Source organism: Halomonas hibernica, from assembly GCF_013183775.1.
Lineage (GTDB): Bacteria > Pseudomonadota > Gammaproteobacteria > Pseudomonadales > Halomonadaceae > Vreelandella > Vreelandella citrativorans.
Window position 1 is genome coordinate 141,646 of sequence record NZ_VIFN01000001.1, and the last position, 15,261, is coordinate 156,906.

The 15,261-nt window shown below is 51.1% G+C and carries 14 protein-coding genes; 11 read left to right on the plus strand and 3 right to left on the minus strand.

What is annotated here, in order from left to right; genetic code table 11:
• Positions 1-19 precede the first annotated feature (19 nt).
• The 6 genes from purD (at position 20) to FKN99_RS00740 (ending at position 4,112) form a co-directional block, all read left to right on the plus strand.
• Positions 20-1,306, plus strand: coding sequence for a phosphoribosylamine--glycine ligase (purD, locus tag FKN99_RS00715; RefSeq protein WP_172116104.1), 1,287 nt, complete (start codon positions 20-22; stop codon positions 1,304-1,306).
• A gap of 62 nt (positions 1,307-1,368) precedes the next feature.
• On the plus strand, positions 1,369-1,809 hold the full coding sequence (locus tag FKN99_RS00720) for an acyl-CoA thioesterase (protein ID WP_172116105.1): 441 nt from the start codon (positions 1,369-1,371) through the stop codon (positions 1,807-1,809).
• Positions 1,809-2,681 (plus strand): phosphoribulokinase, encoded by an 873-nt coding sequence (locus FKN99_RS00725; RefSeq protein WP_172116106.1) that lies wholly within the window; start codon positions 1,809-1,811, stop codon positions 2,679-2,681. Before FKN99_RS00720 ends, FKN99_RS00725 begins: the two co-directional genes overlap by 1 nt.
• A 54-nt stretch (positions 2,682-2,735) precedes the next feature.
• Positions 2,736-3,077 (plus strand): histidine triad nucleotide-binding protein, encoded by a 342-nt coding sequence (locus tag FKN99_RS00730; RefSeq protein ID WP_172116107.1) that lies wholly within the window; start codon positions 2,736-2,738, stop codon positions 3,075-3,077.
• A 66-nt stretch (positions 3,078-3,143) separates the two neighbouring features.
• Entirely contained in the window at positions 3,144-3,785 is a 642-nt protein-coding gene (gene coq7, locus FKN99_RS00735; protein ID WP_172116108.1) for a 2-polyprenyl-3-methyl-6-methoxy-1,4-benzoquinone monooxygenase, read from the plus strand.
• Positions 3,786-3,953: 168 nt separating this feature from the next.
• Entirely contained in the window at positions 3,954-4,112 is a 159-nt protein-coding gene (locus tag FKN99_RS00740; protein ID WP_018918588.1) for a DUF1328 domain-containing protein, read from the plus strand.
• Between the two features lie 138 nt (positions 4,113-4,250).
• Here the strand turns inward: FKN99_RS00740 and ettA are convergent, their stop codons facing one another.
• The 3 genes from ettA to FKN99_RS00755 form a co-directional block, all read right to left on the minus strand.
• Positions 4,251-5,912 (minus strand): energy-dependent translational throttle protein EttA, encoded by a 1,662-nt coding sequence (gene ettA, locus FKN99_RS00745; protein ID WP_172116109.1) that lies wholly within the window; start codon positions 5,910-5,912, stop codon positions 4,251-4,253.
• A gap of 192 nt (positions 5,913-6,104) precedes the next feature.
• Positions 6,105-6,311 carry a PA3496 family putative envelope integrity protein gene (locus tag FKN99_RS00750; protein ID WP_172116110.1) on the minus strand — a complete coding sequence of 69 codons (207 nt, stop codon included), beginning with the start codon at positions 6,309-6,311 and terminating at the stop codon, positions 6,105-6,107.
• 291 nt (positions 6,312-6,602) lie between these two features.
• Positions 6,603-7,916: an MFS transporter gene (locus FKN99_RS00755; RefSeq protein WP_172116111.1), complete on the minus strand. Its 1,314-nt coding sequence runs from the start codon at positions 7,914-7,916 to the stop codon at positions 6,603-6,605.
• 82 nt (positions 7,917-7,998) lie between these two features.
• Between FKN99_RS00755 and FKN99_RS00760 the strand changes: the two genes are divergently transcribed.
• The 5 genes from FKN99_RS00760 (at position 7,999) to bcsA (ending at position 15,251) form a co-directional block, all read left to right on the plus strand.
• Positions 7,999-8,268 (plus strand): SelT/SelW/SelH family protein, encoded by a 270-nt coding sequence (locus FKN99_RS00760; RefSeq protein WP_287077975.1) that lies wholly within the window; start codon positions 7,999-8,001, stop codon positions 8,266-8,268.
• Positions 8,265-9,152: a DMT family transporter gene (locus FKN99_RS00765; protein WP_172116112.1), complete on the plus strand. Its 888-nt coding sequence runs from the start codon at positions 8,265-8,267 to the stop codon at positions 9,150-9,152. Before FKN99_RS00760 ends, FKN99_RS00765 begins: the two co-directional genes overlap by 4 nt.
• Positions 9,153-9,493: 341 nt before the next feature.
• The gene (locus tag FKN99_RS00770; protein WP_172116113.1) at positions 9,494-9,955 is read left to right on the plus strand and encodes a hypothetical protein; all 462 of its coding nucleotides are present in this window, start codon (positions 9,494-9,496) and stop codon (positions 9,953-9,955) included.
• Complete coding sequence (gene bcsQ / locus FKN99_RS00775) at positions 9,952-10,734, plus strand: cellulose biosynthesis protein BcsQ (protein ID WP_172116114.1); 783 nt, start codon at positions 9,952-9,954, stop codon at positions 10,732-10,734. The genes FKN99_RS00770 and bcsQ overlap by 4 nt, the downstream gene beginning before the upstream one ends.
• Positions 10,731-15,251 carry a UDP-forming cellulose synthase catalytic subunit gene (bcsA, locus tag FKN99_RS00780; RefSeq protein ID WP_172116115.1) on the plus strand — a complete coding sequence of 1,507 codons (4,521 nt, stop codon included), beginning with the start codon at positions 10,731-10,733 and terminating at the stop codon, positions 15,249-15,251. Before bcsQ ends, bcsA begins: the two co-directional genes overlap by 4 nt.
• The last annotated feature ends 10 nt before the right edge of the window (positions 15,252-15,261 follow it).

Here is a 15,261-nt window from a genome sequence, read left to right on the forward strand (position 1 = left end):
CCGTTCGAGAAGGAAGAACATGAAGGTTTTGATGATAGGTGGCGGCGGCCGCGAACATGCGTTGGCGTGGAAATTAGCGCAATCTGATAATGTTGAGCAGGTATTCGTAGCGCCCGGCAATGCCGGTACGGCGACCGAAGACAAGCTGACCAATATCGATATTGCGGCTACCGACTTGGCCGGGTTGGAAGCATTTGCGCTCCAGGAGCGTATTGGCTTGACCGTCGTCGGTCCGGAAGCGCCTCTGGTCGAAGGCGTCGTTGACCGCTTTCAAGCGGCTGGCCTGACCATCTTTGGCCCTACCCAAGCGGCGGCCCAGTTGGAAGGCTCCAAGTCGTTTACCAAGGACTTCCTGGCACGCCATGCTATTCCAACGGCGGCTTATCAGACGTTTACTGCGGTAACGCCTGCGTTGGCATATTTACACAAGGTCGGTGCGCCTATCGTTATCAAGGCGGATGGCTTGGCGGCAGGTAAGGGCGTGATCGTTGCCATGAGTGAAGTGGAGGCTGAAGCCGCCATTCGCGATATGCTCGAAGCCAATGCCTTTGGCGATGCTGGTGCTCGCGTTGTTATTGAAGAGTTTCTGGAAGGCGAAGAAGCGAGCTTTATCGTCATGGTCGATGGTGAAAACATCGTTCCCATGGCCACAAGCCAAGACCACAAGCGTGCCTACGATGGCGACACAGGCCCTAATACCGGCGGCATGGGCGCTTACTCACCTGCACCGGTCGTTACGCCAGACGTTGATGCCCGCATCATGGAGCAGGTCATCGTGCCCACGGTTAAAGGGATGGCCGCTGAAGGCAATGCCTATACCGGATTTTTGTATGCCGGGTTGATGATCGACCAGACCGGGCAGCCCAAAGTGATTGAATATAACTGCCGCTTTGGTGACCCCGAAACTCAGCCCATCATGATGCGCCTGACGTCGGATCTTGCTGAGCTTTGCCTTGCCGGTGCCCAGGGGCAGTTGGCGGGTAAAACGTGCCATTGGGATTCACGTGCCGCGGTGGGTGTGGTCATGGCGGCGGGCGGTTATCCAGCCAGCTACCGTAAAGGCGATGTCATTGATGGTTTGGCAAAAGCCGAGCAGCACAGCAAAGTGTTCCATGCGGGCACCGCGCTGAACGCGAATAACGAGGTAACGACCTCCGGCGGTCGTGTACTGTGTGTGACGGCACTGGGTGAGAGTGTCTTTAGCGCACAGCAGCAGGCTTACAAAGGCGTCAATGAGATTCGCTGGGAGGGTGCTGAATATCGCCGTGATATCGCTTACCGTGCTATTGCGCGAGAAAAAGCGTAATAAGCGCGTTGATACCGTAGCGCAAGGGGCGGGCCACTTATCACCACCGAAAGGAAACAGGTATGGAACGTGTCACGCTGGATTTTCCCGCTAACGCGGTTATTCATCGTCACCCTTTAACGGTGCGGGTAACCGATATGAATTACGGTCGGCATTTGGGGCATGACACAGTGGTTTCGCTGCTACATGAAGCCCGCGTTCACGCTTTTTCCGCCCTGGCGCTATCGGAATGGGACATGCACGGCTATCCAAGCGTGGTGGCCGACCTGGCCGTGCAGTATCAACGTGAAGCGCGTTGGCCTGATGCGTTGATCATTGAAACGGCGGTGCCTGAGCCGCAGGGCAAGGCATTAACCGTTTACCAGCGTATTTTGCAGCGCGACGGCGAACATATCGTGGCGACCGCCCGCGTTAACCAGTTGCTCATCGACACCAATACTGGGCGGCCGGTTGCGATACCTGAGCCCATCAAGCAGGCCTTGGCCCAAGCGAGGAGCGCTTAATGTCGCGGGAATATCCCATTATCGCCGTGACAGGCTCTTCGGGTGCGGGCACCACGACCGTAAGACGAAGCTTTGAGCGCATGTTTCTACGCGAAGATGTACATGCGGCCATGGTGGACGGTGACGCTTTTCACCGCTATACGCGCGATGATCTTCACCGCATGTTTCGTGAAGAGCCTGAGCGTAAGCATGAGCTCTCGCATTTTGCAGTAGAAGCCAATCTGCTTGACCGCCTTGAAGGGGTGTTTGCCGAGTATGGCGAGCACGGTACGGGCACGTTTCGGCACTATATCCACGCGGAAGACAAGCAGAAAATCGAAGCGGGGTACCGCGTAGGCACCTTTACGGAGTGGCAGTCGCTCCCATGTGGCACCGACCTATTGTTCTATGAGGGTTTACATGGCGGGTTGGTAACCCAGGAGTACGACATTGCTCGCCATGTGGATCTGTTGGTAGGCGTTGCGCCGACCATGAATCTTGAATGGATTCAGAAAATTGACCGTGATACCAAGCTGCGTGGCTACTCCCAGGAAGCGGTGATCGATACGATTCTGGGCCGCATGAACGATTACGTGCGCTATATCCAGCCGCAATTCTCCCGCACCCATATCAACTTTCAACGGGTGCCTACCGTCGATACGTCCAACCCCTTTGAAGTGCAGGATATCCCCACGGACGCTGAGTCGTTTGTGGTGATCCGGTTTCGTGATCCATCAACCGTTGATTTTCCCTGGCTTCTTGCAATGATCAAGGATGCCTTTATGACGCGGCCACATACGCTGGTCGTGCCTGGCGCGCGCATGTCATTAGCCATGGAGCTGATTTTGGCACCCCTGGTGCGCCATTTATTATCCCAGCGCCGCTTTCGCTAACCGCGTTTGCAAATAATGCCGGGCGACAAGCTGCAACGATAACAAGGAGTGGGTATGGAGTGTTTATTCTGCAAAATCATCAATCGTGAGATCCCGGCGGATATCGTTTATGAAGACGAGCACGTTCTCGCCTTTAACGACATTAGCCCTATGGCGCCCACTCACCAGCTAATTATTCCCAAAAAGCACATCGCCACTTTAAATGACATTGAAGAAGGTGATCTTGAGCTGGTCGGCCGTTTGCAGTTCACTGCTGCTAGGCTTGCCAAGCAGCAGGGTTTTGCCGAAGACGGTTATCGTGTTGTGATGAATTGCAACGAAAAGGGCGGTCAGACGGTCTACCACATACACATGCATTTATTAGGTGGCCGTCAGTTTACGTGGCCTGCGGGCTAACATACGGCCTTCAAGCTGTCTTTAAGACAGTCTTTAAGACAAGTTTGCTGTTAAGCGGAGTAAGCCATGAAGCGCCAGCTTAGTCGGTCTGATTGCTTAATTCATCAGTTTGATACAGCGTTACGGTCGCTGATGCCTCGCGCCGCTACATCACAGCGTAACCACCCCGCCAGTCAACTTGCCGATAGGGTGTTTGATGGCCACCAACGACGTCATACCGCAGGTCTGATGCGTGTTAATCATGTAATTGGTGTATCGAATCAGGCGCTGTATCAGGGCCAGAGTATTACCGCAGCGCTTCCCCACGCGCGTACGCAAATGGTGCAATCCGCTGCGGAGGCGTTTGATCACTTGGCGTGGTGTGAAGAGCGGCTGGCGCAACTGAATAGTCGCACCAGCTACTTTACGCCCTTTTTCTATACCGCTGCATTTGGGGTTGGGGCTATCTCTGGGTTAACCAGCGAGCGTCTAAGCCTTGGTATGATTGCCGCTACCTGCGAGCTTTCAGGTAAACACTTTGAAGAGCAGCAGGCCTGGCTACTGGCAGACGATCAGCGCTCGCATGCGCTGCTTCGCCAGATGGCTGCGGATGAAGCGCACCAGGCGCATTTAGCGATAGAGGCGGGGGGCCTGCGTTTTCCTGCGCCGATTAAATGGGGGCTACGATTTATCGCTCAAGGTGCCACTAAAGGCGCCTACTATTTCTGAATACCGGCATCGGGAATGAAAAGCATCAGCAAGGAAAGCAAATTCGCCTTAATTTCTTGACGAATGACGAGTTATCGCCAACGCTTAATCAGGTCAACGCTCATCGTACGTAAGGTAGCGTGCGTTTTCTAAAGCAGAAAAGCGTCACCAGGGAAAAGGAGAAAGACGATGCTAGGCAATGCGATGCTGTTTTTGATTATTGCGATTATCGCCGGTGTGCTCGGGTTTTCGGGGATCGCGGGGGTTGCATCAACCATCGCGCAAATTCTATTCGTTCTGTTTCTCATCCTGTTTGTGGTATCGCTCTTTACAGGGCGACGCCGTTAGCATAAGGGCTACTTATAGAGACCTTTCATAAAGACTTTTCATAAAGATTTTGGATAGAACCAGCTAAACAAAAAGCCCCGTTTGGGGCTTTTTGCATACGGGGCCGCCGTACTGTTACCGGGTATGGAACGCTAAAAATCAGGCATCAATACGCTTGTACTTCATGCGCTTGGGCGTATCGTTACCTACCCGCTTTTTATGATCGTCTTCATAGTCGGTATAGTTACCGTCGAAGAAGACGACTTCAGAATCACCTTCAAACGCCAGAATGTGCGTGGCAATACGGTCCAGGAACCAGCGATCATGAGAAATCACCATGGCGCAGCCTGGGAAGGCAAGAAGGGCTTCTTCAAGCGCACGCAGTGTCTCAATATCAAGGTCGTTAGATGGCTCATCCAGCAGGAGTACGTTGGCGCCCTGTTTGAGCGTTTGAGCAAGCTGCAAGCGTCCTCGCTCACCGCCGGACAGTTCATCCAAGCGCTTCTGCTGGTCATTACCTTTGAAGTTAAAGCGACCAACGTAGGCACGTGAGGACACTTCGTAGCCGTTGATGTTGAGAATGTCCTGCTCGCCAGATACCGCCTGCCAAACCGTCTGCTTGTCATCAAGCGCATCACGTAGCTGCTCAACGTAAGCGATCTCAACCGTGTCTCCGATGACCACTTCACCCGTGTCTGGCTGCTCTTTACCGGTGATGAGTTTAAACAGGGTCGATTTACCCGCACCGTTTCCGCCGACGATGCCAACAATCGCACCTTGGGGAATAGTGAAGGAAAGGTCTTCATACAGCAGCTTGTCTTCAAAGCGCTTGGAGACATTATGAAACTCGATGACCTTATCACCCAGGCGCGGGCCAGGCGGAATATAGATCTCGTTGGTTTCATTGCGTTTCTGGAAGTCGCCGGACTGCATTTCTTCAAAGCGGTTAAGGCGCGCTTTGCTTTTGGCCTGACGACCTTTAGCGTTACTACGCACCCACTCAAGCTCTTGCTTGATGGCTTTTTGCCGCGATGCTTCCTGCTTGGCTTCCTGGGTTAGGCGGTGCTCTTTTTGCTCTAGCCACTGAGAGTAGTTGCCTTCAAACGGGATGCCTTGGCCACGGTCGAGCTCCAGAATCCAGCCCGCTACGTTGTCCAGGAAGTAACGGTCGTGGGTAATCGCCACAACGGTGCCGTTATAGTCATGCAGGAAGCGCTCCAGCCAGGCAACCGATTCGGCGTCCAAGTGGTTGGTTGGCTCATCCAGAAGCAGCATGTCCGGGCTTGAAAGCAGTAGGCGACAAAGCGCGACACGGCGCCGCTCACCACCTGAAAGATTGCCCACTTTGGCATCCCAAGGCGGTAGGCGAAGCGCTTCGGCGGCGACTTCAAGCTTACGCTCAAGGTTGTGGGCATCGGCGGCTTCAATGATGTTTTCAAGGCGTGCTTGCTCGCTTGCCAGTGCATCGAAGTCGGCATCAGGCTCAGCGTAGGCAGCATAAACAGCGTCCAGCTTCTCCTGCGCTTCCTTGATAGCGCCTAGTGCTTCTTCAACGGTGTCGCGGACATTTTTCTCATCATCAAGCTGCGGCTCTTGGGGGAGATAACCGACATTGATACCCGGCATCGGACGAGCTTCACCCTCAAACTCTTTATCGACACCCGCCATAATGCGCAGCAGTGTGGATTTACCGGCACCGTTTAAACCCAAAACGCCGATTTTGGCGCCCGGGAAAAACGATAGCGAAATATCCTTGAGAATTTGTTTTTTGGGTGGCACAACTTTGCCAACCCGGTTCATGGTGAATACGTATTGCGCCATGGAAATCCGTTAGGTTGATGAATGAGACAGCAACGTGCTGAGTAGCCTCAGATGATAGTGCTCTGTGCTTGGAAAGGCCAGAGGAGGCCACCGGGCAACATCCAATGGCTATAAAAAGAAAGCGTGGATTTTGTGATGTGTTGGATGGTGACGAAGAGGGCAACTGGCTCGCTGCCCACTTAAAGGAGCTATTTACGCATCCCAATCATCTTCAATGGCGCGCTGTAAACGACGCTCCTCAAGCCACGCTTCCACCTGTCGGCGGGCGCGTAACGAGTCGGTTTTGCTTGGCTTATGCTTGCCGTATTGATCATCGTTTACGGCATCAAGATTATCGAATTCGTCAGCTTCAAGGTTTTCTGCTGAGTAGTTCTCACGATTTAAGGGGTCACGGCTCATGGTATGCCCTCCAACCCAGGCCGGCAGGCCGGCGTCACGATGGCTTCGTTTGAAAGAAGCGCCTAGCCGCTATATAGCGCTACATGGGCTGAAGGTCAAGTGTTGGCGTTAATTAATGAGTCCTGTGCTTTATGGGCGGTGTTATCACTGCGTTGTCATTCAGCTTCAGCTAAAGTCAGTTGTGCTTCCTCGCGCTCAGGAACATCTTTTTGTACGCCGATGAAATACATCAGCTGGTCTGTTTCATCAAAAACGGGTGTTGTGGAGAGCGTTGCATTGCAATCATGTCTGTTATTCCACCTCGGGCAGTTTCAGCGCGCTAAGCACCGCCCCAGCCGCCGTAAGTGCCAAAAGCAACAGCAACGCCGCACTACCTAGCCATTGGGCCAGCCCGCCAATAACGCCGCCGACGACGAGCATGAGAAGACCGGTTAAGGTATTGGAAAGAGCAACATACAGAGCCCTGTCATCCTGACTCGCCATATCTACAATATAGGTTTTGCGTCCCAGGCGGACACCGTGATGGACGATCACCAGCAACGCATACACCAAGGCATATGGCCAAACACTCTGAGTCCAGGCACCGGGTAGCCAGGCCAAGCCAGCGCCTAGTAAACAGCAAGTAACGGTGCCAATAGCCGCATTACGCATTACACGGCGGCTGGATTGGTCGGCTAATTTACCCCAGATAGGGCTTGCCACCATTGCTGCAAGACCTGATACCACGACAAGCAGACCAAGCCCACCCAAATCAGAGCCGCTTTGCTGCTGGCCGAGTAGCGCAATGTAGGGTAATGCCAGTGCGCTGGAGAGCAGCAATGCTCTGGCAACATTGAAATGTAGAAACGTGCGATCCTTTTTTAAGAGCGATAAGCCAAGCTTGATGCTGTCCCAAGCGCTCTCTCCACCTTCCACTGCACCTGGTACTTCTTTAATACGTGCAACACAGAACGCGTTTAGTAGCCAACTGAAGGCGGCAACGCTTAAGAGTACCGCCAGGGAGAGGTTGCCTGGTTGATTACCCAGCAACATCAGCACGCCACCCGCCGCCAGGGTTGCGCCGCCCGCTAGGCTACCGCTCCACCCCATCAGGGCGCCTCGGCAGTGTTTGGCAATGGTTTTGCCCATGACATCTTTGCTGGCAATTGATGAAAGCCCGCGTGCCAAGGAGAGCAGCACAAGTACAGCTAACACCGCAGCGCCACCCAAGCTTCCGCTCCCCACAAGTGCCAAGACAGCAAGTGCAAATGCGGCAAGTGCCTGGAACAGCGCACCTAAAACCCAAACGCCTTTACGTTTGGGTTTTAGACGAATAAAGCCCGCCACGAATATCTGGGGTAACAGGGCACCAGACTCACGAATAGGCACCAACAGTCCCACCATCCAGATGGGTGCGCCGATAATCCCCATTAGCCAGGGAAGCACCAAGCGTGCGCTGGATAGCTCGTCAGCAAGCTTATTCCCCAGGGAGGCCCATAAGTGCAGAAAAAAATTACGCGGTTGTTCGGCGCAGGCCTGCTCCGGAATATCGGCACAGAGTCGACTGTCCTCATCACCCGTTAGCCACTCAAAAACACGCGTTTGAGAAATATTGGGTCCAGCCATGACAGCTCCTTGGCGGTTATACTCCTGGAATGACAAAATGCAGCAACAGAATGCCACCATTATATGGGTAAGGAGGCCGAAAGTGTCACGGATCCAGATTCGCTATTGCACGCAGTGCCAATGGCTTTTACGCAGTGCCTGGTATGCTCAGGAACTACTCTCCACTTTCGGGGAGGATTTAGATGAGGTAGCCCTTGCACCTGCGCATGGTGGTACCTTTGAAATTTGGTGTGATGACACCTTAATTTGGGAGCGCAAGCGTGATAGCGGCTTCCCGGACAGCAAAGTGCTGAAACAGCGCGTTCGCGACCAGATCGAGCCGCACCGTGACCTGGGGCATATCGACCGATGAACCAGGATCGTCAGGCTATTCTTTATGGGCTAGGTGCTGTGGCACTGTGGTCAACGGTGGCGACTGCTTTTAAAGTCGGCTTGGGCTTGATGGGGCCGGTTGAATTAATGTGGCTTGCGGCGTTGGTTTCCTGGCTTTTGATGGGCGCTCTGGTGCTTAAACAAGGCACGATGGGGGAGGCGTTAACCAGCGGATGGAAAACTGCCTTTTGGGCGGGGATCATAAACCCTGTGGCTTACTACCTTGTGCTGTTTGCCGCCTATGACCGCCTGCCAGGCCAGGAAGCAATGGCGCTTAACTACACGTGGGCGCTGGCGATGGCGTTCCTCGCGGTTCCCATACTGGGGCAGCGTTTGACGCGGATGGACATTTTGGCAGGTGTTGTGGCTTATGCAGGCGTATGGGTAATTGCGACGCGTGGCGCGGTGCTCAATGTGTCGTTTGCTGATCCCGTTGGCGTGCTGTTGGCGCTTTCATCGACCTTACTATGGGCGCTTTACTGGTTGCTTAACGCGCGCGACCCTCGCAAGCCTATTGTTGGTCAGTGGCAGAATTTTACCGTTGGCCTACCGGTATTAACCGTTTTATTACTTGCGGGCCCAGGGCTCCAATGGCACGGATGGAAAGGTGTTGGGGCCGGGGTCTATGTGGGGCTGTTTGAAATGGGAATCGCGTTTGTCCTATGGCAAATGGCCGTTCATAAGATTTCGCGCACGGCGAAAGTATCGACCCTGATTTTTCTCTCGCCTCCTGTTTCATTACTGCTGCTGTATTTAGTGGTTGATGAGCCTCTACTTTTCTCTACGTTTATTGGGTTGGGGTTGATTTTGTTTGGATTGGCGCTTCAGCAGCTTCAGAAAAAGCCAGAGGCTGACGAGCAATAAGCTAATTTTTATTGCCCTCTATGGTAGCGGTGATGGACGCTTGGTGTATGTATTTTTAAAGTAAAAAATATTTAATATCAAGAGATTATTATAAATGTAAGCTTCGCTTTGTATGTATTCTTGTGTCACGAAAAACTATCAATTGCTTATTGGGAACCTAAGAATTAGGCATTACTAATTTACTTTGTTTTATTTCTATTGTTGAAATTACCTTTGAGCTGATATAAAACGCAGCCATTTTGGGTAAGATGAAAGCATGAATATGGAGGTTTGAAAAATAAGGAGATACGCTAGGGCAACCATGCTCAAAGTCCAGTATATAATGAGGCCGCTACAAAAAAATGAGTGAAGAAAATAGTGTAAATGGATTGGACGGAAAAGTTGGAAATTATTTCTCTTATCAGCAGTTCGAGTCAGACAACCATAGCCGCATCGAACATCAGCAACGCTGGAAGTTGCTAGAGAGTATTGCCAATCAAGCCCCTCAGACTCATCAAGCGGCCCGGGAGCCTAAAAAAGTGGCCTCGCCTTTTTCAGCAGTTGCTGAGCCTGTCTATCGTTCTCAGTCAATGCCCCAAGAGAACTCCTTGAGTAGGCCCGTAACGTCAGCAGAGCCTGTGCAACGAGCGAGCAGCGTAAACGAGGCTGATGGTATACATCACAATACCCAACATCGCGTGGCATCCAGGGGTGCTCATTTCGATCACCTTTTTGAAGCTTATAGTGAAAAAAGGGGCGAGCCAGAACAAGCGGATCCCAAGCAGGCCCCTTTAAAATCGTTGTTAAGGCAAATTAATTCATGACGCTTATATGTATTGCTTCTCCTAAAGGTGGCGTTGGCAAAACCACATTAACGGCGAATCTTGCCTATACACTTCAGCGTTTAGGGTTAAACGTAACGGTTATTGACTTTGATAGCCAAGACGCGCTCAAGCTCCATTTCGGTATCCCGGTCAATGATGCGCAAGGCTATGTTGCTCCTGCAGGCGTCACAGACTGGCAGCAGCTGTCGCGTTCAACGCCTAGCGGTATCAATGTGTTGGCATACGGTCATACCACTCATGAAGAGCGATATGCTTTTGAAAGCATGCTCACGAATAACCCCGAAGCGTTAAAAAAAGCGCTACAAGGGTTGTGCAAATCGCCTGGCGACATTGTGTTAGCCGATTTGCCGCCTGGACATTCTGTCGCGCTTCATGCGTTATGCAAGCTAAAACCGCTGTGCGTGACAGCGCTGCTGGCTGATAGCGCGTCGCTTGCGGTGTTACCCTCCGTTGAAAATAAAAGCTTTTATCCTTCAGGTGTTGAAGGTCAAATTTACTATGTTATTAATCAGCTGGATTTACGCAACGAGTTGAGTAATGACGTTTATGGACTACTAAAAAGCCGACTAGGCGCCTCGCTTTTAGGTGCAATCCACCGGGATGCTGCGGTTTCTGAAGCGCATGCCCAGCAAATTTCTATTTTGCAATATGCCTATACGTCAGCAGTCGTTAATGATCTTGAGATCGTCGCACACAATATTATGCGGCTATTACCAGACGCTTTAGCAACTCAAACGCACTCGAGAGCCCAACAATGAAAAGCGTGCTGTATAAAAGCTGGATATTGCTGATTCTATTGGTGTGTTTGCCCATTCTGGCGGTGGTAGTTTCTACGCCAATGACTATACATAATCAGCTGATCTTTGGCTTGATGACCGCGCTTTTGCTTCTTGTAATGGGGCAGGTTACGTCTAAACGAGTACGCTTGGGCATGGCGCTTATCACCATTATAACGGCAACCCGCTATATTTACTGGCGGATGACAGAAACGCTGATTATCGAGCCTGGCTTGGAAGCCTTTTTAAGTTTTGGCTTATTAGCGGCTGAGTGCTATGCATGGCTAGTATTGGTGTTAAGTTTCTTTCAAGCGGCTTGGCCTTTTGAAAGAAAAGTGGTGCCGCTTCCAGAGAATATAAACCAGTGGCCATCGGTTGATGTTTATGTACCTACCTATAATGAAAGCCTGGAAGTTGTTCGTGATACCGTGTTGGCTGCACAAAATTTAGACTACCCAGCAGATAAGCTTAATATTTATTTATTGGATGATGGCAAACGCGCTGAGTTTGGTGCATTTGCTTCGCAAGCGGGTGTTGGTTATATAACGCGGTCAGATAATAAGCATGCAAAAGCCGGTAATTTGAATAATGCCTTAATACGCACAACGGGCGAGTTAATTTGTATCTTTGACTGTGATCATATTACCACGCGTGCTTTTCTGCAGGCGACGACAGGCGCCTTTTTAGTCGATGATAAGCTGGCACTTATTCAGACGCCGCATCATTTTTATTCACCAGACCCGTTTGAGAGAAATCTGGTAAGTGGTCGCGAAGTGCCGCATGAAGGCGAACTTTTTTACGGTCCAATTCAGAAAGGCAATGACTACTGGAATGCCACCTTTTTCTGTGGTTCTTGCGCAGTTATCCGGCGTAGCTCGTTAGAAGAGATCGGCGGCTTTGCTGTCGAAACAGTCACCGAAGATGCGCATACGGCGCTTAAGTTACAGCGTAAAGGTTGGTCGACGGCTTATTTGGGAATACCACTTGCAGCAGGGTTGGCGACTGAACGTTTGGCGCTTCATATTGTACAACGTGCTCGTTGGGCACGGGGTATGACGCAAATATTAAGGCGTGATAATCCTCTGTTAGGCCGTGGGCTAACCCTTCCTCAGCGATTATGTTACTTGAGCGCCATGCTACATTTTCAGTTCCCATTAGCACGGTTTGTTTTTTTAACTGCGCCACTCACCTATTTGCTTTTCGGACTTAATATTATAGAAGCCTCACCTGCGTTGGTTGCAGCGTATGTAGTTCCTCATTTATTTGCGGTTATTTATACCAACGCTAAATTAGTCGGTGAGTATCGGTATACGTTCTGGAATGAGATTTATGAAACGGTGCTAACGTTTCATTTATTGAAGCCCTCTATCGTTACACTTTTTAACCCTAATCGTGGCAAGTTCGATGTAACCGAAAAAGGTGGGTTGCTGGAGCGCAGCTTTTTCGATTTTAATGTGACGCGTCCTCATCTCTTTTTGCTGGGGCTTTTAGCTGCGGGTGTCATTTGGGGGGCTATTCGGGTGGTCTGGTGGGATCCCGTAAATGCCCATTTAAGCGCATTACTTTTTAACGTGGCATGGGCCTCTTTCAGTGCCTTGTTTTTAATGGCGGCGGTCGCGGTTGGTAGCGAACAAAAGCAAGTGCGTGAGTATGTCAGGATTGATTTAAAGCATCCGGCAATACTGCATTTGGAAGGAGGCTATACGCTATCAACCGGCACACAAAATCTCTCAATGGGGGGAATGCAACTGAGCACTGTTAAAGACTTTCCTCAAAGTGCAAATATCGATTTTGTTGAAATGTCTTTTGATGACACGCCTGTGTTGTTTCCAGTAGATTTGGTAAGTCGTGATTCACAGTATATCCGCCTGAAATTCGGCCGCTTAAGTATTGCTCAGCGTCGTCAGTTGGTGAAACTGGTGATGGGGAGGGCGGATGCCTGGATACAAAAACGTAGCCATCCTCGTGATCAGCCTATTCGCTCCATGTGGACCGTTATTCGCGCTGTTTTAGGACTTTTCTTTCAGCGCTGGAAAGAGCAACGGTTATTCGCTGGGGGCGCTGTAGCATCAGAATCCAATCAGAAAACATCAGCTGAAACTCCGGCGAGCGCATCTGCAACCGCCGCTAGAGGGGCATCAGCTGCAACCTGGTTATGGCGAATGGTGCTTGTAAGTTTAATTATCGTAGGTGTGCTTTCGACCCAGCGAGCCTGGAGCCAGACGACCATTAATACGCCGGTAGACGCATCCCCTTCATGGCTTGATGGATTGGATGATAACGCGCGTACATTACCTGACGTTGCGATCGGTACTCAGGGCGAGCTTGCATTTACAGCGCCGGCCCCTACTAAAACGCATCGCTTTCCATTAACGTCTTCCTTTAATGAGATAGTAACTCAACCATTGCGTTTACAGGGTAACGGCGCGCAAGCGGGACTAGACTTCTCACTACGTAGTGATGAAGTGGCGACCAAGGCTACCTTGACACTGAATTTAAAATACTCCGATGCATTGTTGGAGGGACTTAGTCGGTTAAATTTAAGTCTTAACGGCATTGAGCTGCGGGTGATTGAACTTGACCGATTTACCGCCCAGGATCTTACGGTGGATATTGCTATTCCACCTGAGTTATTAGTGACTTATAACACATTATTGCTTAGTGTGACGGGGCAAACGCTTGAGCAGTGCAATACACTGCTCAGCGAAGGTATCTGGTTGGAAGTATTACCCGGTTCTTCGATGGAAATAGAAGTGCAAGCGCTTCCACCTGCTACGGGGCTTGAAGCACTGCCTGCGCCGTTTTTTGATGAGGCGGATTTAGAACGCTTGGTATTGCCGTTGGTATTGCCTGATGCGCCTTCTGAAACTCTATTACGCGCAGGCGCAGCGCTAACCTCGCATTTTGCTGTGCTGGCTGACTATAGAGGCGCTGACTTCCCTGTGCATCATAATTTGATACCGGACCAGCATACACTGGTGATCGGCACGCCAGAGCAAATGCCGTTAGGTATCGACCTGCCACAAATTAACGGACCGACGCTACTGCAACAGGTAAATCCCAACAACTCGATGTACCGTTTACTGGTTGTGACAGGTCAAACAGAGCAAGAAGTAAACGCAGCAGCGCGCTATCTAGCCCTAAAAGGTACCGACTTGACAGGTGGTGTTGAGCGAGTAAACGCACCATCAATAGCACCTCGAAACGCTTACGATGCGCCTAAATGGCAGGCGCTTAACGAGCCCATTTATCTGACCAGCATGACAAGTGAGGCCCCGTTAGCAGGCGAGGGAGTTCGTCCGACTCCGCAAAGCTTCAGCTTTAGTTTGCCTCCCAATATGTATTTATGGCCAGGGGAGGAGGTCACGCTGAAACTAGGTTATGAGTTTCCTCATGGAGAGTGGCTTAATGAGCGAGACTCACGTTTGGAAGTGGGCTTGAATGGCGCATACCTGGGCTCTTTGCCTGTTGAAAAACGCTCGCTTGCTTGGGAGATATGGCATCTATTAGGCAATGATATTCGCTCTAATGAAGCGACCTTGCGCATTCCCCCCGAACAACTTTATGGCAATAACCAGCTTGATTTCTTTTTTAATATGGCCGTCAATCTGCCCGAAGAAGGGTGTGACTTGGGGCTGCCCAATCGCATCGAAACGCGGCTTTATCCTGACTCCTATCTGGATGTACGTGACGCGCAGTATTTTGCGGCTTTGCCGGAACTTTCCTATTGGTGGAATGTTGGTTTTCCCTTTACTCAATGGGCAGATTTATCCCAAACAATCCTGTTACTTCCTGACGAGCCGAACACATCAGAGATGAGCACAGCCTTTGGATTGATTGGCCGCATGAGTGCTGCTACCGGTTATCCTGGAGTGGAACTGGAGATACATAAGGGGTTGGCTTTAAATCAAAACATGGCCAATCACGATATGTTGGTAGTTGCTCAGACGACTCAGTTAGAGCAAAGCGAACTCAATCGCCAGTTGGCTCCTTTCAGTATTCAGCAAGACGCGCTCAAAGTAGCACCGCTGGGACTAAAGAGCCGCTTAAACCTGTTAGCGCAAACACGCTTGGGAAGCGACGTTGAGCGTGCGCGTAATTGGCTGGGAGGCCAGACACCTGAGCAAATCATAATGGGCGTGCGCTCTCCTTTAAATAATGAGCGCAGCATTGTCGTGGCAACGGCATCTGATGCAGGTCAGCTACGTGCATTACCTGATCTTATGGACCAGCCTCAGTTGAGTCGCCAAGTCGTTGGTGATTTGGTTTTGATTGGACCTGACAATGAGATTAATGCGTTTGAGGTAGGGCCCCGTTCAGTGCGTGGTGAAATGCCCTGGTATCGACTAGTGCGCTGGTATGCAGGCCAGTACGTCGCTCCCATGCTGTTTGCCATGGGGCTAATTGTATTTTTGATAGCAGGCCTACTTTATGGCGCCCTCCGAAAACGAGCACAGCGTCGAATGGGCGATGGTAATAACATCGAGAACGGGGAATAACATGCGCCGA

Coding starts and splice junctions, on each gene's coding strand:
- FKN99_RS00755 (WP_172116111.1), bottom strand. CDS start 7,916: ATGGCTGGACCCAATATTTCTCAAACGCGTGTTTTTGAGTGGCTAACG.
- FKN99_RS00750 (WP_172116110.1), bottom strand. CDS start 6,311: ATGAGCCGTGACCCCTTAAATCGTGAGAACTACTCAGCAGAAAACCTT.
- FKN99_RS00720 (WP_172116105.1), top strand. CDS start 1,369: ATGGAACGTGTCACGCTGGATTTTCCCGCTAACGCGGTTATTCATCGT.
- ettA (WP_172116109.1), bottom strand. CDS start 5,912: ATGGCGCAATACGTATTCACCATGAACCGGGTTGGCAAAGTTGTGCCA.
- bcsA (WP_172116115.1), top strand. CDS start 10,731: ATGAAAAGCGTGCTGTATAAAAGCTGGATATTGCTGATTCTATTGGTG.
- FKN99_RS00725 (WP_172116106.1), top strand. CDS start 1,809: ATGTCGCGGGAATATCCCATTATCGCCGTGACAGGCTCTTCGGGTGCG.
- FKN99_RS00770 (WP_172116113.1), top strand. CDS start 9,494: ATGAGTGAAGAAAATAGTGTAAATGGATTGGACGGAAAAGTTGGAAAT.
- purD (WP_172116104.1), top strand. CDS start 20: ATGAAGGTTTTGATGATAGGTGGCGGCGGCCGCGAACATGCGTTGGCG.
- FKN99_RS00765 (WP_172116112.1), top strand. CDS start 8,265: ATGAACCAGGATCGTCAGGCTATTCTTTATGGGCTAGGTGCTGTGGCA.
- FKN99_RS00740 (WP_018918588.1), top strand. CDS start 3,954: ATGCTAGGCAATGCGATGCTGTTTTTGATTATTGCGATTATCGCCGGT.
- coq7 (WP_172116108.1), top strand. CDS start 3,144: ATGAAGCGCCAGCTTAGTCGGTCTGATTGCTTAATTCATCAGTTTGAT.
- bcsQ (WP_172116114.1), top strand. CDS start 9,952: ATGACGCTTATATGTATTGCTTCTCCTAAAGGTGGCGTTGGCAAAACC.
- FKN99_RS00730 (WP_172116107.1), top strand. CDS start 2,736: ATGGAGTGTTTATTCTGCAAAATCATCAATCGTGAGATCCCGGCGGAT.